Origin of the sequence: Streptomyces sp. NPDC000075 (genome assembly GCF_040301925.1) — a bacterium.
Taxonomy (GTDB): Bacteria; Actinomycetota; Actinomycetes; order Streptomycetales; family Streptomycetaceae; genus Streptomyces; species Streptomyces polychromogenes.
This window is the reverse complement of the sequence record NZ_JBEPFL010000008.1, coordinates 220,776-242,163: the sequence shown is the minus strand read 5'-3', so window position 1 is coordinate 242,163 and position 21,388 is coordinate 220,776. Positions and strand designations below refer to the sequence as shown.

Sequence of the window (21,388 nt, the reverse complement as noted above, 5' to 3'; positions counted from 1 at the left end):
TTGCGTGGACGATTCCCCCAATCCGGTAGCGGAGTAGGTGTTCATCGGCGGCATCATATGCATGTCGCGGATGATCTGTCAGCCGAGTTCTCCCACCCCCGTTCCGTGTGCGCCCGCCCGGCGGGCGGCGGCGCCCTTCTCCCAGTCGCGCCCGATGGCGCGGATCAGCGCCGGGTACACGCCGAGGTGGCGGAGGGGTTTGATGCCCAGCATGTACAGGGCGCCGAGCCGGCCGTTCGGTTTCACGAGCACCGCCATCCGGCCGTGATGGCCCCCGGCCCCGTCCGGGACCCAGCCGATGTGCAGCACCCCGTGCACGGTCCGGTTGGCCGTTTCCGCCGCCCATTCGTCGTGCGTCAGGAAGACGGAGGTGAACGGAACGGACGTGGCGTCCGGCCCCCGGGGGCCTTCCCGCAGGTCGGCCGGGAGCCGGTCGCGCAGGGAGTCCACCCGGCCGCCGATGCCGCCGGAGGGCTCGTCCCAGCCGAACAGGGCGCCGAGCTTCCAGCGGATCGCGAAGAGGGCCCGTGCCACGGGCGAGGGAACGGGGTCGCCCGAGCCGTGCGCGAACTGGTCGACGAGCAGGGCCAGATCGTCGGGACCGCCGGGCGTCGGCAGCTCCCAGACGTCCTCGACGCGGAAGTCGCCGGTGATCTCATGGATGCGCCAGGGACGGGAGGTGTGCGCGGATTTCGGGAGTCTCACGGGCGTTCCCCTGTCTATACGATGCCGTATAGAAAAAGGCTACACCCGTCTATACGGCACCGTATAGACGGGTGGGTGCGAGGGAGGAAGATCGTGGGCGTGACCCGCACACCACGCGGCAAGTGGATCGAGGAGGGCATGCGGGCCCTGGCCTCCGGCGGCCCCGAGGCCGTGCGGATCGAACCGCTGGCACAGGCGCTCGGGGTCAGCAAAGGCGGCTTCTACGGCTATTTCCGCAACCGGGACGCGCTGCTGGGGGAGATGCTCGACACCTGGGAGCACGCGGTCGCCGAGGCCGTGATCGAACAGGTCGAGAGCGCGGGCGGAGAGCCCCGCGCCAAGCTGGAGCGGCTGTTCGCGATCGCCTCGGCCGCCGAAGGGCCGACGCGGGGCGTCGAGGCCGAGCTCGCGGTCCGCGACTGGGCCCGGCGCGACGCGTCCGTCGCGCAGCGGCTGAGGCGCGTGGACAACCGTCGCATGGACTACCTGCGTTCGCTGTTCAGCGCCTTCTGCCCCGACGAGGCCGAGGTCGAGGTCCGCTGCATGCTCGTCTGCTCCGTACGGATCGGCGAGTACTTCATCGCGGCCGACCACGGCACCCGCAGCCGCGCCGAGGTGATGGAGCTGGTCCGGGACCGGCTGCTGAGCTGAAGAGGGTCACGCTCGGCCGTCCGGGGCGGCGGACGGCTGACGCCGGCGCGGCGCGGGACGTCCGTATGGCGCCGCTCCGCCGGCCTGCCCCGGCCGCGCCCTACGGTGGAGCCCGTGGCGGAACGTGTGGTGGACGTGGTGGGTACGGCGACGGCTGCGGCGCACCTCAAGGAGCGGCTCTACGCGACGATCACCATGATCTCCGTCGTCATCGGTCTCGCGGGCACCGGCCATCCGGACGCCGCCGGGGCCGCGGCCACGGTCGCGACCGCCGCGGCGGGCCTGTGGCTGGCCGCGTTCGTCGCCGACCAGCAGGCCCACCGCGTCACGCACGGCGCCCTCGCCCGGGGGCGGGACCTGCGGACCATGCTCTTCGTCAGCAGCCCCCTGCTCCTGTCGGCGGTGGGCCCGCTCCTCCTGATCGGCGTCTCGGAACTGGGCGCGATGGAGCTGAAGACGGCGCTGTACACGGCGGCCGGGGTCAACGTCGCCACCCTGTTCGCGTGGGGCTGCTACGGCGGGGTCCGGATGGGCGGCGGAACGGCCCTCGCGCTCCTCGCCGGGGTCATCGACGCGGCGATCGGAACGGCGGTCGCGGTGGTCAAGGCCGCCGCCGGCCACTGAGGCGCCGCCGGCCACTGAGGCCGGCGGCCTCCCGCCGGCGAGCGGTCAGCCCGCCACGCGGGCCATCCACGCCTCGACCTCGTCCGCCGAGCGCGGCAGACCGGCGGACAGGTTCTCGTGCCCGTCGGCCGTCACCAGCAGGTCGTCCTCGATCCGGACGCCGATCCCGCGCCACTCCTCGGGCACCGTGAGGTCGTCCGGCTGGAAGTACAGGCCCGGCTCCACCGTGAGCACCATGCCCGGCTCCAGCACGCCCTCGACGTACTCCTCCGTGCGGGCCTGGGCGCAGTCGTGGACGTCCAGCCCCAGCATGTGACCGGTGCCGGCCATGGTGAACCGGCGCTGCAGGCCGAGCTCGTAGGCGCGGTCCGCCGGGCCCTCGATGAAGCCCCACTCGACGAGCTTCTCCGCCAGGTACCGCTGCGCCGCCACGTGGAAGTCGCGGTACGCGGCTCCCGGCTTCACGGCGGCGAAGCCCGCCTCCTGGGCCTCGTACACCGCGTCGTACACCGTCCGCTGCACCGGCGTGAACGTGCCGCTGACGGGCAGGGTGCGGGTGACGTCGGCGGTGTAGAGGGTGTGGGTCTCCACGCCGGCGTCGAGCAGGAGCAGGTCGCCGGGGCGTACCGGGCCGTCGTTGTCGGTCCAGTGCATGATCGTCGCGTGGTCGCCCGCGGCGCAGATGGAGCCGTACCCGACGGAGTTGCCCTCCAGCCGCGCCCGGCGGAAGAAGGTGCCCTCGATCCACCGCTCTGAGGAGGCGACCGCCCGGGAGAGCTCGCCGACGCAGTCGGTGAAACCGCGCACGGTGGAGTCGACCGCCTTGCGCATCTCGCCGATCTCCCACTCGTCCTTGACGAGGCGAAGCCCGCTCAGCGCCTCCTCCAGTTCGGCGTCGCGGCCGGCGTCGGTGGTGACCGCGGCCTCCAGCGCCGGGTCGACGCCGCGGACGATCCGGGTGGGCACGCCGTGCGCGGCGGCCAGGTCGGCCGCCGCCGTGCGGACGTCACGGCAGGACAGCCCGAGGACGCGCTCCGACTCGGCGAGGGAGCGGCGGCGGCCCATCCACAGCTCGGCGGTGTAGCCCAGCCAGAACTCGTCGCTGTCCCGGCCGTCGCGCGGCAGCAGGTAGCAGTACGCGTCGTGGCCGCCGTCCGGGCGGGGTTCGAGGACGAGCGCGCCGTCGCGGGCCCGGTCCCCGGTCAGGTGGACGTAGCCGGAGTACGGGCGGAACGGGTAGGGGTCGTCGTTCGAACGGGTCTTGAGGTTGCCGGACGGGACCACCAGCCGCTCGCCGGGGAAGAGCCCGGAGAGCGCGGCGCGGCGGCCGGCCGCGTACGGGGCCTGCTCGTCGAGCGCGAGGCCGTGCTGTTCGGTGTCCGCCCATCCCGTCTTCATGAGCGCGGACAGTTCCCCGGAGATCTCCGAGTAGAGGCCGTTCTTCCGGGCGTTCGCCACGTCGTGCTCCTTCTTCCGGACGGGTTCGACCGCCGAGGGGCCCCGGCGACTCCCGGACGGTACTGCGCGGGCGCGCCCCCGGAGGCCCGGTCGTGCCAGTGGCACCGATCGGCCACCCGCGCCCGCGCGGCCGTCGATAATGCGGTGCATGGCGAACGCGAGACTGGACGAGGCCCTGCGGATGCTGGGGGTCGGCCCCGCGGCGTGCCGCGTGTACCTGGCGCTCCTGGAACTGGCCCCCGCGCCGCTCGCCGAGATCGGGCGGGCGGCCGGGCTGGAGGGCACCGGGTTCGCCGCGGCGTACGGCGAGCTGGTAGACGCCGGGCTGGCCGGCGCCGCCGGGGAGGGCGTGGACGTGGTGGCGCCGGTCCCGCCCGCCGCCGGACTGGAGATCCTCGCCAGGCGCCGCGCGGCGGAGCTGGAGGCCTCCCGCATCGCCGTGGGCGGCGCGTTCGAATCGTTCCGCCGCCGGCGGCTCACGGCACACGACGACAACCTCGTCGAAGTGGTCACCGGCGACGCCGTCGGGCCGAGGCTCCGCCAGGCCTGGGCCAGCGCCCGCGAGCAGATCCGCCAGCTCGAATCGCCGCCCTACTTCCCGCAGACCGAAGCGCTCGACGACGCGCTGGCGACCCTCGCCCGCGGAGTGACGCAGCGGGTCGTCTACTCGAAGGCGTCACTGGAGACGCCCGGACGGCTGGAGACGGCCGTCGAGCCGTGCATCGAGGCGGGCGAGCAGGCCCGGGTGGCGCCGACGGTGCCGGTCAAACTGCTGATCATCGACGAGGCGTACGCGCTGGTGTCCCTGTCGATCAGGGAGTCCGACGTGCACAACACGACGCTGGTGGTGCAGCCGTGCGGCCTGCTCTCGGCACTGATCGCCCTGTTCGAGCAGACCTGGCGGCAGGCCCTGCCGTTCCACGGCCGGGCCACCCGCCCGGCCGGCCTGCCGCCGGCCGACCGCCGGCTGCTCCGCCTGCTCGCGGGCGGCGCGGCCGACGAGGTCATCGCCCGCGAACTGGGCATCAGCCGCCGTACCTTCTTCCGCCGGCTCCAGATCCTGATGACCCGCCTGGGCGCCGAGAACCGCTTCCAGATGGCCCTCCAGGCCCAGCGCAACGGCTGGCTGTGAGCCGGCGCGACGGCGGTCCGCACGCCTGACCGGCCCGGCGGCGACGTATCGTCGCCCGGGCCGTCGCCTCACTCCCCGGACGGTGCGCCGCCACCGTGACGCTGGCGTTGGCGGTGCTTGCGCATGGACACCTGGGAGCCGCAGCCGGTGCTGCAGTACAGCCCTCCTCCGTTGCGGGTGCGGTCGAAGAAACCGAAATGGCACGGGGGGTTGCGGCACGCCTTGACGCGCCCCCAGTCGCCGGTCTGCGCGAAGGTCGTCACCGCCGCCAGCACGGTCCCGAACACGCGCGGCACCCCCGTCTGCGGCGAGGTCAGCTCCACGCCGCCGGCCGTGACCACCGTCGCCAGCGGGTAGAGCGCACCCACGCGCCGCAGGTGCCGCTCGGCGCGCAGCAACGGTTCACCCAGGCTCTCCTCGTCGCCGGAGTGCGCGAGCAGCACGGTCACCAGGGCGTCGCGCAGCTCGCGCGCGACCGCGGCGTCGGCGTCGGTCACCACGCTCTCGCCGCCGAACTCGTCGTGCTCCGCCAGCCACGCCGCGAACGAGTCCGCGTTCTCGAACAGCTCGCGGCGGCCCGACCCGTCCGCGCGCGTGTTCACGTACGCGAGGACGGTCTCCACCGTCGGCGTGATCGTGCGCGGACTGGGTCTGGGCGATCCGGCTGCCGTACTCGTCATCTGCTCACGGTACATCAGCCCGCCGCTAACCCGTCTAGTGGGCAACGCTCAGCCAGGACAGGGTTGACGTGTTGCGAGCTAACGACTTACGGTCGCAACATGAACAAGACATTCACCCACCAGTCCCACCTCCGCACCTGGCTGATCACCGGCGCGACGTCCGGCATCGGCCGCGAACTGACGCTCCAGGCACTGGAGAACGGCGAGAACGTCGCCGCCCTCGCCCGCGACACCTCCCCGCTGGACGAACTGGCCGGCGCGCACGGTGAGCGCCTCCTCCTCGTCCCGGCGGACGTACGCGAGGAGCGGGCCGTCCGGGACGCCGTGGAAGGCGCGGTCGCGCGGTTCGGCCGTATCGACGTCGTGGCGAACAACGCGGGATACGGACTGTTCGGAGCCGTCGAGGAGGCCTCCGACGCGCAGGCCCGCGCGGTGTTCGACACCAACGTCTTCGGCGTGCTCAACGTGCTCCGCGCGACGCTGCCGGTGCTCCGCGCCCAGCGGTCCGGGCACATCCTCCAGGGCTCGTCGGTCTACGGGCAGTCGGCCCACGCCGGCGTGGGCCTGCTGGCCGCCACCAAGCACGCGGTCGAGGGGCTGTCGGACGCGCTCGTGGCCGAGGTCACGCCGCTCGGCATCAAGGTCACGGTCATCCAGCCCGGGCTGACCGCGACCCCCTTCCTCGCCAACCTCGACGTCGCCGCCGGCCTGGGCGACTACGACCCGACCGTGCGCGAGGTCCAGAAGGGCATCGGAGAGCTGCCGGCCTCCGCGTTCTCCGCCGCGGCACGGATCGCCACGGGCATCCGGACCGCGGTCGACAGCCCCAACCCGCCGCTGCGCCTGGCCCTCGGCGTCTCCAGCGCGACGGTCATGCGGCCCGCGCTGGAGGCCCGGATCGCGGACCTGGACGGCTGGCTGCGCGTGACCGACGCCGTCGACGGGTAGCAGGACCGGGCCCGCCCCGGCCGACCGGGGCGGGCCACTACGCGGAAAGTGGGGAGCGGGCATGGCGTACGACCGAGAGACGTGGACGACGGAGGAGTTCGGCACCTCCCACGAGGGCTGGGTCGGTGTGCTGGTCGCCGACGGCACGGTCCCGCCGCCGGCCGTCTTCGACACCGGGTCGGGATCGGACGTGCACCAGACGTCGCACTGGTCCGTCTACGACGGCCACTTCGCGCACATCCCGCGCGCGGCCGCCCTGCGCGGGATGTGCTCGTGCGGGTGGAGCGGCCCGGAGCACCGCCTGGACTGGGAGGCGATCGGCGAGCGGGACCTGGAGGACGCCGGAGGGGAGCAGGCGGACGAGTGCTGTGACGACTGGGACGGCCACACGGCCACGGTCGAAGCGGCCACGATCCCGCTGCCGGAGGCGATCACCGCCCTGCTGGACCAGCTGGAGGCCGAGGTCGGCAAACTCGCCGCCTCATCGCCCCTGGCCGCCGTCCGGGCGGTCCGCCGGATCGAGAGCGCCGCCGGCGCGGCCGGCTACTGGGCCGCCCGCGCCACCCAGGACGACGCCACCCCGGAGCAGGCGGCCGTCGCGCTCGGCCTCTCGGAAGCGGCGGCCCGCCGCGAGCTCGCCCGCCTGGGACGCTGGAACCTCTACCGCCCCTGACCCGCCCCGGGACCGTCCTGACCGCTCCCTGGCCGGTGCCGGCCCCTGGCGGCCTCCTCCGACGTTCGAACCGGCGCATTCCGGGTAGAACGGTCAGTCCGGCCCGCGCCGCACCGCGCCGCCCTGACCCGGCGGCGCGCCCGGCGCCGGGAACACGACGAGGCGGTGACACCGATGTCCCAGTGCAAGATCCCCGACTACCGCACCGGCCACCGCGGCCGGCACTGGACCCATGCCCTGCGCAGCGCCCAGAAGGCCGGAGCGGTCGTCGTCACGGACGAGACCGGTGAAGCGGTCCGCTACACCGGCGAACGCAGCGGCCCCGGCCGCTTCCGCCCCTGGCAGTCGGCCTCGGGCGAACGCTACGACAGCCACGAGGTCCACCCCGAGTGGTGACGCCCGTACGGCGCCCCGCCGCCGGGCCCTTCGGACGGGCGCGCATGCGCGGGGGTTCCGGGGGCATGTGCGAGCCCGGAGGTGATAGTCATGGTTCCCCTGCTCCTCGTTCTCCTGCTCGCCCTGATCCTGTTCGGGGCCGGCTTCGCACTGAAGGTCCTCTGGTGGGTCGCGATCGCCGTGCTGGTGATCTGGCTCCTCGGGTTCGTCGCCCGGCCGAGGACCGGCGGCGGGCGCTGGTACCGCTGGTAGCCGCGGCCGGTCCGCCCTGAGGCGGCAGCGGTGGGGCCCGCACCGAACGGTGCGGGCCCCCGCCCGTCCGTGGGCCCGCGCCGGCTGACCGGTCCTGGCCGCCGCCGGCGGCCCCGGCGCCCGCGCGGCCGTTCAGCCGGCCCGCAGCCCGCTCGCCAGCCGCCCCAGCGCCGCCTTGATCCGGTCCGGTGCCACCCCCTGTGCGCGCTGCCGGAGGAACACCTCCGGTGCCAGCGGCGCGAGCAGGCCGTCCACCAGCGCCTCCGGGTCCGGGCTGCCGGACTCGCGCAGCAGGACGAGGACATGGGCGCGCCAGAAGCCGTACGCCCCGATGGTGAAGCGCTTCTCCCCGGTCTCGGCGGCCAGCGCCAGATGGCCGTGGGTCTCCAGCAGGTCGACCATGGCGGCGTAGAACGCGGTGAGCCGCTCCAGCGGCGGTGCGCCGGGGCCCAGCGGGGGAGCGCCGCGCAACAGCTCTTCCTGCAGGCGGCGTTCGTGCTCGTCGAGGAGGGCCGCCGCGATGGACGTGACGTCCGGGTAGCGGCGGTAGAGCGTGCCCCGGCCGATGCCGGCCGCCCGGGCGACGTCCTCCATCGTGACCGACCGCGGATCTCCGGCGGCGAACAGCCCGGCGGCGGCGGTGAGCACCTTGGCCCGGTTGCGGGCGGCGTCCGCGCGTTCCCTCGTCTCCATGGCGCCCCAGCCTACCGGAATAAGCGGACAGCTTGTCCGGTTGAGTGCTTCGTCCGGTATAACTGGACGCCGTGTCCGGATACTGTTCCGGCCGTCACCGAGGGGGCCCCGCATGACCACGCTGCCGCACCTTGACGCCTGCGCCCGCCGCCAGTCCTTCGGCCGGGAGGCCGTGCGCACCGCCGCGCGGCAGGCGGCCGCCCGCACGGCAGGGGTCTTCCTGTGAGCTGGCTCCTCCTCATCGCCGCCGGGCTGGTGGAGGTCGCCTGGTCGCAGAGCATCAAGCCGACGGCCGGCTTCACGCGCCCGCTGCCCACGCTGCTCTGCTTCGCGCTCGCCGCCGTCGCCGTCTACCTGCTGTCCACGGCGATGAAGGGCCTCCCGGTCGGCACGGCCTACGCCGTCTTCACCGGAATCGGGGCGGCGGGCGCCATCACGTTGGGCATCGTGCTCCACAAGGACCCGGTGACCCCGGGCCGCCTCCTCGCCCTCGCCCTGATCATCGGCGGAGTGGCGCTGTCCCACGCGACCGCCCCGGCCGAGTGAGGATCCCTCTGCGGACCGCGTGCCGGGCTGCGCCATCGCAGGCCTCAGCGCGGGCACGTCCCTCCCTTTCCAAGCTATAGCGCGGTGGGGGGCTTGCGGCAAGGCCCCCGTCCCCGCGCAGAATCAGCGGCCGGAGCCAACGGATCGCGAAAAAGTGGGGAGGTGGGACAGCGGTGAGCGAACGGTACGTGATGGATCTCCGAGAGGCCGGCCCCGCGCAGGTCGCCGTGGTCGGCGGCAAGGCCGCGCACCTGGGCGGGCTGTCGCGGATCGAGGGCGTACGCGTCCCGGAGGGCTTCTGCGTGACGACGGACGCCTTCCGGCGGATCCTGCGCGAAGCACCGTCCGTCGAGGACGGGATCGACCGGCTGGGGCGCCTGGACCCGCGCGACCGGGAGGCCGTCCGCACGCTCAGCGAGGAGGTTCGCCGGGCCATCGCGGGCGTCCCCGTCCCGGCCGGGCTCGTGGGGCGGATCGCCGACGAGCTCGCCCGGTCCGGCGAGCGGGCCGCCTGGGCCGTCCGGTCCAGCGCGACGGCGGAGGATATGCCGTCCGCTTCCTTCGCGGGCCAGCAGGACACCTACCTGAACCTCGTGGGGCCGGCGGCCGTCATCCGGCACGTCAGCCGGTGCTGGTCCTCGCTGTTCACCGAGCGGGCCGTGTCGTACCGCCGGAGCAACGGCATCGACCACCGTACGGTCCACATGGCCGTGATCGTGCAGCGGATGGTCCTCCCGCAGGCGGCCGGTGTCCTGTTCACCGCCGACCCCCTCACGGGCGACCGGAAGGCCGCCACCGTGGAGGCGGGCTTCGGCCTCGGCGAGGCCCTGGTGTCCGGCCTGGTGAACCCGGACGTCTTCACGGTGCGGGACGGCGCGGTCGTCGCCAGGACGATCGCCGCCAAGGAGCGTGCCGTCCACGCCCGGGCAGGCGGCGGTACACAGGAGGTGGAGGTCGACGTGGCTCGGCGGGGGCGGCCGGCGCTCACGGACGCGCAGGCCGTCCGGCTCGTCCGGCTCGGGCGGCGGATCGAAGAACACTTCGGGTGCCCCCAGGACATCGAATGGTGCCTGGCCGACGGCGACTTCCACGTGGTTCAGAGCCGGCCGATCACGACGCTCTTCCCCGTCCCCGAGCCCGTTCCCGTCCCCGATCCCGGGGGCAGCCCTGAGAGCGGCGCGTCCGAGAACCGCGTCTACGTCTCCGTCGGCCACCAGCAGATGATGACCGACCCCATGAAGCCCCTGGGGCTCTCCGTCTGGCAGCTGACGGCCATGGCGCCGATGCACGAGGCCGGCGGCCGGCTGTTCGTCGACGTCACCCGGCGCCTGGCCTCGCCCGCGACTCGCGCCGGCCTCCTGGACGTCATCGGGCGGGGCGATCCCCTGGTCAGGGACGCTCTGGAGAGCGTCCTCGACCGCGACGGCTTCCTCCCCCCGCCGCCCGAGCCCGTCGGCGCCGCTCCCGGCGGGCCGCCGGCCCACCGCGCGCCCGCCCCGCTCGCGACCGATCCGGCCGTCGTCACCGAGCTGATCGAGCGCAGCCGGCAGTCCCTCGCCACCCTGGAGCGGGACGTCCGGACGAAGACCGGACCGGAGCTGTTCGACTTCCTGCTGGACGCCTTCCAGGAGCACAAGCGGCTCCTCGGCGATCCGCGGAGCCTCCAGGCCGTCATGGCGGGGATGGAGGCCACCTGGTGGCTCAACGACCACCTGCGGGAGTGGCTGGGCGAGAAGAACGCCGCCGACACGCTGACGCTGTCCGCCCCGGGCAACGTCACGTCGGAGATGGGGCTGGCGCTGCTCGACGTCGCGGACGTGATCCGCCCGTGGCCGGAGGTGGTGGCGTTCCTGGAGGACGTCGAGGACGACGGCTTCCTCGACGCCCTGGGCGAGCTCGCGGGCGGACCCGCAGCGCGCGAGGCCATCGAGGCCTACCTCGGCCGGTACGGCATGCGCTGCGTCGGAGAGATCGACATCACGCGACCGCGCTGGCGCGAGCGCCCCGCCACGCTCGTGCCCCTGATCCTCGACAACGTCCGGAACTTCGGGCCGGGCGCCGCCCGGCGGCGCTTCGAGCAGGGCCTGCGGACGGCGCGGGAGAAGGAGCGGGAGGTGCTGACCCGCCTGCGGGCCCTGCCGGACGGGGAACGGAAGGCCGACGAGACCAAGCGGATGACCGACCGGGTCAGAACCTTCATCGGGTACCGCGAGTACCCGAAGTACGGCATCGTCAGCCGCTTCCTCGTCTACAAGCGGGCCCTGATGGCGGAGGCCGAGCGGCTCGTACGGGCCGGCGTGCTCGCCGAGCGGGAGGACGTCTTCTACCTCACGTTCGGGGAGCTGCACGACCTCGTACGCTCGCACCGGGCCGACGACCGGCTCATCCAGCGGCGCAAGGACGCCTTCCGCTCGTACGGGGCGCTCACACCGCCCCGCGTCCTCACCTCGGACGGCGAGGCCCTCACCGGGTCCTACCGGCGCGACGACGCGCCGGCCGGCGCCCTCGTCGGCCTGCCCGTTTCCGCCGGGACCGTCGAGGGACGGGCCCGGGTCGTCCGCCACATGGCGGACGCCGACCTCGAGGCCGGCGACATCCTGGTCACCGTCTTCACGGACCCCAGCTGGTCGCCGCTGTTCGTCGGCATCGCGGGCATGGTGACGGAAGTGGGCGGGCTCATGACCCATGGCGCGGTGATCGCCCGGGAGTACGGCCTGCCGGCCGTCGTGGGCGTCGCCCGGGCCACCCGGCTGATCCGGGACGGGCAGCGGATCCGCGTGCACGGAACCGACGGATACGTCGAACTCCTGGACTGACCGGCCCCGCCGCCCCGGCGTCCCGGCAGCCGGCGGGGAGCGGGGGCGACCCGGGCGTCCCGGCTCAGCCGGTCCGGCCGACGGCGTCCCAGAACGGGCAGTGGTGCGCGGAGTCCGCGTCGACGGGGCGGATGCCTCCGGGTCCGGAGGCCAGGGACTGCACCGGCTGGTCGCGGGGACCCGAGGAGCTGAGGGCCGGCCAGAGCGGGCCCCCGGAGCCGTTCGGGCCGCCGGTGCGCGCGAAGTCCGTCCAGTAGTCCACCATCCGGTCGGACAGGGCACTCTGGGCCTCGGTCAGGGGTTGTTCGGTCGGTACGGAGGGGAACAGGAACGGCAGCTCGAAACCGTGCGCCGCGCCGTAGCGGAAGTCCGGGTTCCGCGGCAGGCCGGCGGGTACGGGCGGTTCCGGCTCGCCGAACTCGTAGCCGTAGCGGGGGAGGCCCGGCGCGTGGGCGGCGACGGTCCGGCCGTCGGCCAGCGTGGTGCACGCCAGCGACCGGTCCGTGAGCACTGCGGCCCAGGCCAGCGCGGGCGTGGGGTGGCCCGCCGCCGGGTACTGGGCCTCGACGGCCGCGGCCGCGCTCCCGAAGGCGTCCGTCAGACGGGCGCGGTACTCGTCCTCGGTGCGGATCGGGAAGGCGGCGAGGGACAGGCCGACGAAGAGGCGCATCTCGTCGCGATCGGTCCCCTGGATCAGCGGGACCCGGTGGAAGCGTCCCGCCTTCAGCGCCTCGGCCGGCGCCGTCGGCAGCAGCGCGTTTCCGTACGCGGGCCGGTTGAAGGACTGCATCAGCTCGGCGGTGGCGAGGCGGTCCGTGCTCTGTCCGCGCAGACAGGCCACCACCTCCTCGTCGCGCTCCGCCGTGCAGCCCAGCCGCCGGGCGGCCTGCGCACCGGCCGTCTGTACGTCGTGCTGCGCGGCGAAGGGCTCGTACGCCGGTGAGCCGGGCCCGAGGGCGCCGCGCGGGAAGGACATGGAGCAGGAGCCGCTCTGGAGCACGGCCCGCTGGAAGAGCCCGGCCGCCGTCGGAGAGGTGAGGTGCGCGCAGATGCCGAGGGCGCCCGCGGACTCGCCGACCAGGGTGACCCGGGCCGGATCCCCGCCGAAGTACGCGGCGTTGGCCTGGACCCAGCGCAGGGCGGCCTGCTGGTCCGCCAGGCCGAACGGCGGGGCGGAGCCCAGGCCGGGGTGTCCGAAGTAGCCGAAGATCCCCAGCCGGTAGTTGACGGTGACGACGACGGCGCCACCCCGGACCGCGAGCCGCCGCGCGTCGTAGTCACCGCCGGAGCCCCCCAGGAAGGCGCCACCGTGCAGCCACACCAGCACGGGCCGCCCGGCCGCGGGCCGCGCCGGAGTGGGCGTCGTGACGTTGAGGTACAGACAGTCCTCCGCCCCGGTCACCGTGCCCGCGGGCGTACCCGGGGCCGGCATCTGCACGCAGCGCGGGGCCGCCGTCCTCGCGTCCCGGACGCCGTGCCACGCGGCGGCGGGTGCTGGGGGCCGCCAGCGCAGGCGGCCGACGGGCGCGGCGGCGTAGGGCACGCCCTCGAAGGTGGCGTACGAGCCGTGCGCCGTACCGCGTACCGGTCCGTGATCGGTCCGTACGACGGGACCGCTCCGGTCCGCCGCCGGAAGGGCGGCGGCCGGCGAGGCCGTCATCGACACGAGGCTCGCGAGGGCGCAGAGCAGGGCGAGGAGTGCCGTGACGAGTCCGCCTCTGTGGCGTCGACTCCCTGGTGGCGTGGTCGGAGGCATACGTATCCGCCGTTCTCGTATCGCAGGGGGCGGCATGTGCCGCGCGGGGACCGGCCCGTGGCCGACGGGCGGACGGCCGGGCTCGGTTGCGGCTTACGCTAGGACCTCCCGCGCACTGGAGGTTCAAGGGGCTGTGACGCAGACCACGTGGAGTATCGGTGAACTCGCCGACGGAACAGGGGTCCCCGTCAAGACCCTTCGCTACTACTCCGACAGCGGTCTGCTGCCCGTCGCCGCCCGCAGCGCGGGCGGGCACCGCCGCTACGGACCCGAGGCGTGGGAGCGGATCCGGCTCATACGCCGGCTGCGCGCGCTGGACACTCCGATCGCGACCCTGACACGGGTGGTGACGGGCGAGTGCTCCCTGCACGAGCTGGTGGAGACCGAGCTGGAGACGGTGCAGGAACGACTCGTCGAGCTGCGCTGGAGGCAGGCCACGCTCCAGGCCCTGGACGACTGCCCGAGCGAGGAGCGGCTGCACCGGCTGGAGATCCTCTCCCGGGTCCAGCGGCTCCCGCAGGCGCACCTCGCCCTCACCGGCCACTGGTTCCGCGAGCTGTCCGGGACCATGCCCCGCCGCCGCCTGGAGAGCATGGTCGCCATGCTCTCCCCGGAGCCGCCGAACGACCCCGGGCCGGACACCGCGCTGGCCTACGCCGAACTCCACCTGCTCATCTCCACGCCCCGCTTCACCCGCTGGACGCAGGACCACGAGGAGGAGATGCGCTGCGCCCCGGCGCTCTACGCGGAGCTGGACGAGGCCGCCGCCCTGACGGCCGCCGCGGTGTTCGCGGGACGGCCGCCCCACGCCGGGGCGGCGGTCGACGCGTTCGTCTCCGCGCACGCAGGGGCACGGCGGGAGCTCGACACACCGGCCTTCCGCGCCTTCCTGCACGGCCTGGCGTCGCGCTCCTCGGGGTTCGATCCCCGCCTGGAACGCTACTGGGGCCTGGTCGACACGGTGACCGGCGGCCGGGGGCTGAACATGACGGTGGCGCACCAGTGGCTGACCGAAGGCCTGTCGAAGTCGCTGACCGACCCGTCCCGGTAGGCCCCGCCGGGTCACTCGGCGAGACGGCGCGCGCTCAGGCCTGGGCGGTCCAGGCGGTCGTCAGCCCGTCGAGCCACGCGGGCGGCAGCTCCGCGGCTTCCCACTGCTCCCGCAGCGCCCCGGGGGAGGCGAGGAGCCGTTCCAGTACGGCGATGCTCGTCACGGAGTGCAGGAGCGAGTAGCGGCCGTGCATCGCGGTGGCGCCGGCCGGTCCGAACGCCGCGAACAGCCGCTCCAGCCGGCTGTGATGGAGTGCGGCGAACTCCGTCAGCCGTCCGGCGTAGCCGGCCCGCTGCCGGGGGCTCATCGTCCCGAGGACGGCGACGAGCACCTCCTCGGTCACCTCCGGGTCCAGCTCCGAAGCCGCGGTGAACGACAGGTAGAGGGGGGTGACCGCGACCTTGGCCCGCTCCACCTCCATGCGCCGGGCCCGAGGGTGCCCGCCCGCCCCGCCGTGGTCCCCCTCCGGCCCCGTGACGCCGGCCAGTGTCCGCTCGGCGACGGCGCCGAGGTCCTCCAGGAGGGCCTCGGCGCCGTCGAGCCAGCCTGAGCGGTACTCCTCGCCCTTGTCCCCGGGAACGGTCCGGCCGGCGCCGCCGAGCTCCGCGTGCGCGAGGGCCAGCACACCCGCCTCGACGAGCCCGATCAGCTGGCGCGCGTCACCGGCGGGGACCCCCGCTCGCGCGAGGAGCTGGAGCAGCGTCGTCCTCGCGTTGTCGACACTGACCTCGTCCGGCCATCGCCGTGCCTCCTGGGCCGCGCTCATCGGCTCCTCCTCCTCGCCCGGTAGTGCAGTGTGTACAAAGAGATCGTTCCCTGCAACGTCCAACGTCCGGGGGACCGGCCGTGCTCCCCGGCCGGGGCATGCCCGGCGCGCCGGCGCGGGCCGTGCGGCGCCGCCGTTTCGCGCCCTGTGGTCTGCGTCACAGCCGCCGATGGGCGTCGCGTCCATCTTCCGTTCAGCAAAGAGAACGCGAACGTTCGCAGGATGCGCCATTGACGCAGGTCAGGGGTGCGGTCGTGGCGCCAAATGGGGCAGGACCCTCAAAGGAGGGTAACTGTGAACACCAGTACGGGATTTGAGCGACCGGCGAGTAACTGAGAGTTGAAGAATTTTGGTCGGCCGCCGTCTCCACGAACGGCCTAGTCGGCGCGCTTTGCTGTTCCACGAGAGCAACCGCACTCGGAGAGCCGCTTGGGGAAACGGCACTCACCCCCTTCAAGCATGAATGGACCACCACCCTGTGATGAACCACGACGTGGCCAGCCTGGCGCTGGCCCTGGCCGCCGCAGGACGCGCCTTCGCTCCCGACGTGCGGTCCCTGCTGCGGCGGCTCCTGGGCGCCGGCGTCCGAGTGGGAGCGGCGAGTCTGGTCGAACAGCGGGAAGCGGCTCGCCCCGAGGCGCTGGACGAGGGGAGCCGGTCGTGACGGAGCAGCCGCCCGCCGACTCCGCCGGCACACGCGAACCCAGCCAGGTCATGCCCCACGCGTACTGGGCCTTCCTCGCCCTCAACCACAAGCCCTACCTGGAGTACGCCCGCGTGCTGCTCGGCGACGAGAAGGAGGCCGCGAGCGCCGTCCACGCCACCTTCGTCCACCTCGCCGCGATATGGGCCCACCTGACGGCACAGCCCAACATGGCCGCCTACGCCTGGGCGCAGCACAAGCTGCTGGTCGCCGACGAGCTCATCATCAGCGGCCGTGAGCCGGCGGCCAGCGCGACGATGGCGTTCGACCGCGCCACTCGCGCCGCGACCTCCGCGGTCCTGCGCGACTTCCGCGAACAGTTCCGGGCACAGATGGACGAGCTTGAGCACAGCATCGGACTCTATGCGGCGATGGACCGCCTTCCGGAGCGGCAGTTCGATGTCATGGTCCTGTGCTACGCCCTGAAGTACACCACCAAGCAGACCGCCGACACGATGGGGATCACCCCTGCCACCGTCCGCACCCTGCGCTGCAGCGCACGCCGAAGGATCGCCAAGGAAATGGGCCTGGACATCGAACTGGGCATAGAAGATGAGGAGTGATGAGTCCGTGCCCCACACCCCCCGCACGGTTGACGAACTGCTGGCCCGCGCCAGGGTCTTCCAGGGCGACTACACGCCCGCCCACCTCGAAGCCGCACGCGAACGCCTGATCGCCCACCTCACCGAGGCCCGCTGGAGCCACCTCCTGGCCGGACCGCCCACGGCCCCCGCCGCCCCGGCGAGCCGGCCCGCGGCCCTGCACGAACAGGCCGCCCACCAGCTGTGGGCCCTGTCCCAGAACGTCATCACCAGCACCGGGGCGGCCGACCACATCGCCCGGTTCCAGGAGGCACGCGACCCGGGCGGAGCCCTCGCCTTCGCCTGCCTCCTGGACCTCGCCCACGTCGAGGACGGCGCCCAGTTCTGGTGGCAGTTCGCCGCCGGAGCCGGCAACCCCACCGGCGCCCTGTGCCTCTACCTCCTGCACCTGCGCCGTGGCGAGATGCGCGACGCCGGCCACTGGGCGAGCCAGATCGGCCAGCTCGAAGCCGCGGACGACGGGGACATCACGCACTACAGGCCCGTACCCCACGAGCAGACGCATCCCACCGCCCCCTCGGCCGGCATCACCATGCGCTACGAAACCCGCTCCGCCCCCGACGACGTCCCCGTCTCCGACGAGGCCGTCAAGGACACGGTCGAGCAGCTCGGCATGGACCGGCACGAGGAACTGGGCCGCATCCACACCCCCACCGCAGAGCTGGCGAAACAGATCGAGGAACTCGCCACCCACTGACCCCGGCCTCCCGCACCGCCGGAGGGTGGTTCCTGGGGCAGGATGGGCGGATGCGTACGACGGGACCTGAACGGGAAGCGGTGACGAGGGCCGGGGTCCTGGCCGCCACGGGCGGGCGGCGGCTGCTGGGCATCGCCGGGCCCCCCGGGGCCGGGAAGTCGACACTGGCCGCCCGGATCGCGGAGGCGCTCGGGCCGCAGCGGGCGGTCGTGGTCCCGATGGACGGCTTCCACCTCGCGCAGGCCGTGCTGGACCGCATGGGCCGCGCCGACCGCAAGGGCGCCCCCGACACCTTCGACGCCGCCGGCTACGTGGCCCTGCTACGGCGGCTGCGCGCGCCGCGGCAGGGGCACACGGTGTACGCGCCCGCCTTCGACCGCTCGCTGGAGGAGCCGATCGCGGGCAGCATCCCCGTCGCCCCCGGCGTACCGCTGGTGATCACCGAGGGGAACTACCTCCTGCACGACGCGGGGGAGTGGGCCTCGGTACGGCCGCTGCTGGACGAGGCCTGGTACCTCGACCCGCCCGAGCCCCTGCGCCTGGACCGGCTGATCGCCCGTCACGTCAGGCACGGCAAGGACCCGGACCACGCGCGTTCCTGGGTGGCCCGCTCGGACGAGCCCAACGCCCGGCTCGTCGCCCTGGGCCGCCCGCGCGCCGATCTGGTTCTCGGCACCGTCTGACGGTGCCGGGGCCGGATCTCGGGCATACGGGAGGGCGGGGGGAACGCCGAGGAGGAGGGAACCGCGGAAACATGACAGCTGAATCCGGATCCGGTGCGTCGTCCGCCGCCGTGCCGTCGGCGTCGGCGTCCGCGCCGCCGACCGCCACGGGCACCGTCACCACGGCCGTCCCGGCCCGCCTGGACCGCCTGCCCTGGTCCCGGTGGCACTGGATGGTGGTGATCGGCCTCGGCACCGTCTGGATCCTCGACGGGCTCGAGGTGACCGTCGTCGGCAACGTCGCCGGCCGCCTGGCCGAGGCGGGCAGCGGCCTCGACATCACCGCCGCCCAGGTCACAGGCGTGGCCGCCGCCCTCTACGTGACGGGCGCCTGCTCCGGGGCCCTCTTCTTCGGGTGGCTGACGGACCGCTACGGCCGCAAGAGGCTCTTCCTGGTCACCCTGGCGGTCTACCTGGGAGCGACCGCGATGACGGCCCTCTCCTTCGAGTCCTGGTGGTTCTTCCTCTTCCGGTTCCTCACCGGCTTCGGCATCGGCGGGGAGTACGCGGCCATCAACTCGGCGATCGACGAGCTGATCCCGTCGCTGTACCGGGGCCGGGTGGACCTCGTCATCAACGGCACCTACTGGCTGGGCGCGATCGGCGGTGCCCTGCTGTCCATCCTGATGCTCGACACCGGTCTCTTCCCGCCGAACCTCGGCTGGCGGATCAGTTTCGGCCTCGGAGTCGTCCTCGGCCTGGTCATCCTCCTCGTCCGCCGCCACGTTCCGGAGAGTCCGCGATGGCAGCTCATCCACGGCAGGGGGGAGCAGGCCGAGGAGCTGGTGTCCGCCGTCGAGCGGGGGATCGAACGGGAGAAGGGCGAGCCTCTCCCGCCGCCCGCCGGGGAGATCACCATCCACCAGCGCCGGAGCATCGGCTTCGGACTGATCGCCGGGACCGTGTTCGCGCGCTATCCGCGCCGCGCCTGCCTCGGTCTGGCGCTCTTCGTCGGCCAGGCGTTCCTGTACAACGCCGTCACCTTCGGCTTCGGCGTCATCCTCACCACGTTCTTCGGCGTACCGACGGGCCGCACCGGCTACTACTTCGCCGTCATCGCCGCCGGCAACCTCCTCGGCCCCCTGCTGCTCGGCAGGCTGTTCGACACGGTCGGACGCCGCATCATGATCTCCTCCACCTACCTGCTCTCCGGCCTGCTCCTGTTCGGGACGGCATGGCTGTTCGGCCGGGGCGTGCTGACGGCGACGACCCTGACGGCCTGCTGGTGCGCGGTCCTGTTCTTCGCCTCCGCCGGCGCCTCCAGCGCGTACCTGACCGTCTCCGAGATCTTCCCCATGGAGACCCGCGCCATGGCCATCGCGTTCTTCTACGCCCTCGGTACGGCCGCCGGCGGGATCAGCGGCCCGCTGGTCTTCGCCGACCTCACCGCGTCGGGCGCGGTCGGTGACACCGCACTCGCCTTCCGGATCGGCGCCGCACTGATGTGCGGCGCCGGCCTGGTGGCGGCGTTCCTGGCGGTCAAGGCGGAGCGCCGCTCGCTGGAGGACATCGCCGAGCCGCTGTCGGCGGCGCGGCCGTCACCGGCCGGCACCCCGTGACGCCCTCAGTGCCGGCCGCCGGCGGCCGCCCGGGCGGCCTGCTCGATCCTCGCGCGGTGGGCCGCGCGGGCCTCCTCGTCGATCCGCTGCTCGTGTTCGGCGCGCAGCCCGGTCCGGCCGTCCAGGCCCTCGCGCAGGATGTCGGCGTGCCCGGTGTGGCGGATGGACTCGGTGAGGACGTGGACCATGACGGCGAACAGGTTCGTGTTGGGGGAGGGCTCCGGCCACCACGGCACGTGGCCGGGGGCGTCGAGGGGGAGCTCGTCGATCGTCGCGTCCGAGTGTTCCCACGTGCGCCGGTAGAACCCGATGATCTGGTCGCGGGTCTCGTCCTCGGCCGCCCACTGGTCGCTGCCGTCGGAGTCCTGCCACCGGGGGAGCGGTTCGGGCGACGGGCGGCCGAAGACCTCGCCGAAGTACCTGGCCTCGACGGTGGCCACGTGTTTGACCAGGCCGAGGAGGTTGGTCCCGGTCGCCGTCAACGGCCGGCGGGCGTCGTATTCGGACAGGCCGTCGAGTTTCCAGAGCAGGGCCTCGCGGTCCCGCCGCAGTCTCCCGTGCAGGTCGTTCTTCGCGAATTCATCGATCATGTGGCATGAGCCTTCCATGGGCTGTTCGTGGTTGCGGGAGCTAACGGGAATGATCGTCTGTCAGGGAGGCGTGGGAGGCGGGCGGGTGCCAGGTGAGGATCCAGCCGGCGGTGAGTGCCGCCGCGCCGCCGGCCAGGGCGATCGCGCCGCCCGTTCCGGTGCCGGCGGCCACCGAGCCGAAGCAGACGGGTCCGACGCCCTGGAGCGTCATGCTGCCGGAGCCGAGCAGGCCGAAGGCCTGGCCCTGGCCGTCCTGCGGCAGCGCGTCCAGGAACGGCCGTTGCAGGCCGAGACCGTAGGCGAACCCGGCGCCGCAGAGCAGCAGCAGACAGGAGGAGACGCCCACTCCGGGCCCGGCTGCGAAGCCGGCCAGCGGCAGGCCCGTCAGTGCGGCCAACGGGACCACCAGCCGTTCCCGGGCGGGCGGCCGGAGCAGCCGGCCCACCAGCAGGTCGCCGACGAGCATGCCGACCGGCAGACAGCCCATCAGCACCGCGTACGAGCCGGGCGCGAAGTGGCGTTCTCCCGCGTAGGCGACGATCAGCCCTTCCGCGCCCGCCACGAACGCGGGTGGCAGCCACTGGGCCAGCACCAGCCGTCGCACCGTACGTCCGCGCAGCAGCAGTCCGGCGCCGTGCAGGCTCGCCCGGACGGGCCCGCCGTCGCCCCGGGCACGGCCGGGCGCGCCGCCGGCCCCTCCCGGCGCCAGCCGGGGCAGCCGGACGCGGACGGCGAGCGCGCAGCCGAGGTAGAGCGCCGCGCTCACCGCGAGCCCGCGGTGCGGGCCGACCGCCGCGACGACCGCACCGCCCAGCGCCAGACCGGACAACTGCGCGCCGCTGGAGGCGATGTTGTTCAGCGAACGGCCCAGTACGTAGGCGTCGCCCTCCAGCCACCGCGCGACCAGCAGGCTCGACGCGCCGCCGCACACCGGTGCGGCGAGGGCGACCAGTGCCATGACACCGAGGCTCGCCGCGATCGGCATCCGCACCAGGGCGAGCAGCAGGGCGGCGGCGCCCTCCAGGGCGTAGCCGCCGGCGATGAGCGCGCGGGGCGGCAGCCGGTCGGCCAGTGAGCCCAGCAGCAGCGAGCCGAACAACTGCGGGAGAAAGCCGGTGCCGAAGGCCAGTGCGCTGAGCAGCGGGGAGCCGGTGGCCGCGAAGACCAGCACCGAGAACGTGGTGATCCGCAGCGAGCCCGCCGTGATCGCGACGGTGCGGGTCGAGAAGAGCAGCCGGAACCGCGGCTCGGCGAGCACCTCCCGGTAGGTGGCACGGTGGCCGACCTGCGTGGTTGCGGTGGTGGGGGTCATGGCGCCCAGCCTCGCCGTGCGTCCGCGCCGCTCACCAGTGATTCGTCGCTGGACGA

The 21,388-nt window shown here is 73.6% G+C and carries 23 protein-coding genes; 15 read left to right on the top strand and 8 right to left on the bottom strand.

The window, feature by feature from the left end; all coding sequences use genetic code 11:
* Window positions 1–78: 78 nt before the first annotated feature.
* Window positions 79–705 carry a DUF2867 domain-containing protein gene (locus tag ABT403_RS12985; RefSeq protein ID WP_344158547.1) on the bottom strand — a complete coding sequence of 209 codons (627 nt, stop codon included), beginning with the start codon at window positions 703–705 and terminating at the stop codon, window positions 79–81.
* Between the two features lie 93 nt (window positions 706–798).
* Here ABT403_RS12985 and ABT403_RS12980 point away from each other — a divergent pair, with 93 nt between their 5' ends.
* Together ABT403_RS12980 and ABT403_RS12975 are read left to right on the top strand one after the other, a co-directional pair.
* Window positions 799–1,356, top strand: coding sequence for a TetR/AcrR family transcriptional regulator (locus ABT403_RS12980; RefSeq protein WP_344158549.1), 558 nt, complete (start codon window positions 799–801; stop codon window positions 1,354–1,356).
* 114 nt (window positions 1,357–1,470) lie between these two features.
* Window positions 1,471–1,980, top strand: a complete 510-nt coding sequence (locus ABT403_RS12975) for a hypothetical protein (protein WP_344158551.1) — start codon at window positions 1,471–1,473, stop codon at window positions 1,978–1,980.
* A gap of 45 nt (window positions 1,981–2,025) precedes the next feature.
* Here the strand turns inward: ABT403_RS12975 and ABT403_RS12970 are convergent, their stop codons facing one another.
* Window positions 2,026–3,438, bottom strand: coding sequence for an aminopeptidase P family protein (locus ABT403_RS12970; protein WP_344158553.1), 1,413 nt, complete (start codon window positions 3,436–3,438; stop codon window positions 2,026–2,028).
* A 148-nt stretch (window positions 3,439–3,586) separates the two neighbouring features.
* Between ABT403_RS12970 and ABT403_RS12965 the strand changes: the two genes are divergently transcribed.
* On the top strand, window positions 3,587–4,570 hold the full coding sequence (locus ABT403_RS12965) for a helix-turn-helix transcriptional regulator (RefSeq protein WP_344158555.1): 984 nt from the start codon (window positions 3,587–3,589) through the stop codon (window positions 4,568–4,570).
* 68 nt (window positions 4,571–4,638) lie between these two features.
* Here ABT403_RS12965 and ABT403_RS12960 read toward each other — a convergent pair whose 3' ends face one another.
* On the bottom strand, window positions 4,639–5,250 hold the full coding sequence (locus ABT403_RS12960) for a CGNR zinc finger domain-containing protein (protein ID WP_344158557.1): 612 nt from the start codon (window positions 5,248–5,250) through the stop codon (window positions 4,639–4,641).
* 99 nt (window positions 5,251–5,349) lie between these two features.
* On the opposite strand from ABT403_RS12960, the gene ABT403_RS12955 reads away from it, so the two are divergent.
* The 4 genes from ABT403_RS12955 (at window position 5,350) to ABT403_RS12940 (ending at window position 7,519) form a co-directional block, all read left to right on the top strand.
* Entirely contained in the window at window positions 5,350–6,198 is an 849-nt protein-coding gene (locus ABT403_RS12955) for an SDR family NAD(P)-dependent oxidoreductase (RefSeq protein ID WP_344158559.1), read from the top strand.
* A 61-nt stretch (window positions 6,199–6,259) separates the two neighbouring features.
* On the top strand, window positions 6,260–6,871 hold the full coding sequence (locus tag ABT403_RS12950) for a hypothetical protein (protein ID WP_344158561.1): 612 nt from the start codon (window positions 6,260–6,262) through the stop codon (window positions 6,869–6,871).
* A 174-nt stretch (window positions 6,872–7,045) separates the two neighbouring features.
* On the top strand, window positions 7,046–7,267 hold the full coding sequence (locus ABT403_RS12945) for a hypothetical protein (RefSeq protein WP_344158563.1): 222 nt from the start codon (window positions 7,046–7,048) through the stop codon (window positions 7,265–7,267).
* A gap of 90 nt (window positions 7,268–7,357) precedes the next feature.
* Complete coding sequence (locus ABT403_RS12940) at window positions 7,358–7,519, top strand: hypothetical protein (RefSeq protein WP_045948029.1); 162 nt, start codon at window positions 7,358–7,360, stop codon at window positions 7,517–7,519.
* Window positions 7,520–7,651: 132 nt separating this feature from the next.
* On the opposite strand, the gene ABT403_RS12935 is transcribed toward ABT403_RS12940, so the two are convergent.
* Window positions 7,652–8,212, bottom strand: coding sequence for a TetR/AcrR family transcriptional regulator (locus ABT403_RS12935; RefSeq protein ID WP_344158567.1), 561 nt, complete (start codon window positions 8,210–8,212; stop codon window positions 7,652–7,654).
* Window positions 8,213–8,434: 222 nt separating this feature from the next.
* Here ABT403_RS12935 and ABT403_RS12930 point away from each other — a divergent pair, with 222 nt between their 5' ends.
* The gene (locus ABT403_RS12930; protein WP_344158569.1) at window positions 8,435–8,758 is read left to right on the top strand and encodes a DMT family transporter; all 324 of its coding nucleotides are present in this window, start codon (window positions 8,435–8,437) and stop codon (window positions 8,756–8,758) included.
* A gap of 173 nt (window positions 8,759–8,931) precedes the next feature.
* Window positions 8,932–11,574, top strand: a complete 2,643-nt coding sequence (gene rph / locus ABT403_RS12925; protein ID WP_344158571.1) for a rifamycin-inactivating phosphotransferase — start codon at window positions 8,932–8,934, stop codon at window positions 11,572–11,574.
* 64 nt (window positions 11,575–11,638) lie between these two features.
* On the opposite strand, the gene ABT403_RS12920 is transcribed toward rph, so the two are convergent.
* The gene (locus tag ABT403_RS12920; RefSeq protein ID WP_344158573.1) at window positions 11,639–13,234 is read right to left on the bottom strand and encodes a carboxylesterase/lipase family protein; all 1,596 of its coding nucleotides are present in this window, start codon (window positions 13,232–13,234) and stop codon (window positions 11,639–11,641) included.
* 229 nt (window positions 13,235–13,463) lie between these two features.
* On the opposite strand from ABT403_RS12920, the gene ABT403_RS12915 reads away from it, so the two are divergent.
* Window positions 13,464–14,381, top strand: coding sequence for a helix-turn-helix domain-containing protein (locus tag ABT403_RS12915; protein ID WP_344158575.1), 918 nt, complete (start codon window positions 13,464–13,466; stop codon window positions 14,379–14,381).
* 34 nt (window positions 14,382–14,415) lie between these two features.
* Here ABT403_RS12915 and ABT403_RS12910 read toward each other — a convergent pair whose 3' ends face one another.
* On the bottom strand, window positions 14,416–15,147 hold the full coding sequence (locus ABT403_RS12910; protein ID WP_344158577.1) for a hypothetical protein: 732 nt from the start codon (window positions 15,145–15,147) through the stop codon (window positions 14,416–14,418).
* 481 nt (window positions 15,148–15,628) lie between these two features.
* On the opposite strand from ABT403_RS12910, the gene ABT403_RS12905 reads away from it, so the two are divergent.
* The 5 genes from ABT403_RS12905 (at window position 15,629) to ABT403_RS12885 (ending at window position 19,430) form a co-directional block, all read left to right on the top strand.
* A complete protein-coding gene (locus ABT403_RS12905) occupies window positions 15,629–15,811 on the top strand; it encodes a hypothetical protein (protein ID WP_344158579.1) in 183 nt (60 codons plus the stop codon).
* Window positions 15,808–16,413, top strand: a complete 606-nt coding sequence (locus tag ABT403_RS12900) for a sigma-70 family RNA polymerase sigma factor (protein WP_344158581.1) — start codon at window positions 15,808–15,810, stop codon at window positions 16,411–16,413. Before ABT403_RS12905 ends, ABT403_RS12900 begins: the two co-directional genes overlap by 4 nt.
* Before the next feature lie 7 nt (window positions 16,414–16,420).
* Complete coding sequence (locus ABT403_RS12895) at window positions 16,421–17,149, top strand: hypothetical protein (RefSeq protein WP_344158583.1); 729 nt, start codon at window positions 16,421–16,423, stop codon at window positions 17,147–17,149.
* A 50-nt stretch (window positions 17,150–17,199) separates the two neighbouring features.
* Entirely contained in the window at window positions 17,200–17,832 is a 633-nt protein-coding gene (locus ABT403_RS12890) for a nucleoside/nucleotide kinase family protein (RefSeq protein ID WP_344158585.1), read from the top strand.
* Between the two features lie 71 nt (window positions 17,833–17,903).
* Window positions 17,904–19,430 carry an MFS transporter gene (locus ABT403_RS12885; protein ID WP_344158587.1) on the top strand — a complete coding sequence of 509 codons (1,527 nt, stop codon included), beginning with the start codon at window positions 17,904–17,906 and terminating at the stop codon, window positions 19,428–19,430.
* Window positions 19,431–19,435: 5 nt separating this feature from the next.
* On the opposite strand, the gene ABT403_RS12880 is transcribed toward ABT403_RS12885, so the two are convergent.
* Both ABT403_RS12880 and ABT403_RS12875 read right to left on the bottom strand, forming a co-directional pair.
* Window positions 19,436–20,020, bottom strand: a complete 585-nt coding sequence (locus tag ABT403_RS12880) for a DinB family protein (protein WP_344158589.1) — start codon at window positions 20,018–20,020, stop codon at window positions 19,436–19,438.
* A 40-nt stretch (window positions 20,021–20,060) separates the two neighbouring features.
* On the bottom strand, window positions 20,061–21,332 hold the full coding sequence (locus tag ABT403_RS12875; protein WP_344158591.1) for an MFS transporter: 1,272 nt from the start codon (window positions 21,330–21,332) through the stop codon (window positions 20,061–20,063).
* Between the last annotated feature and the right edge of the window lie 56 nt (window positions 21,333–21,388).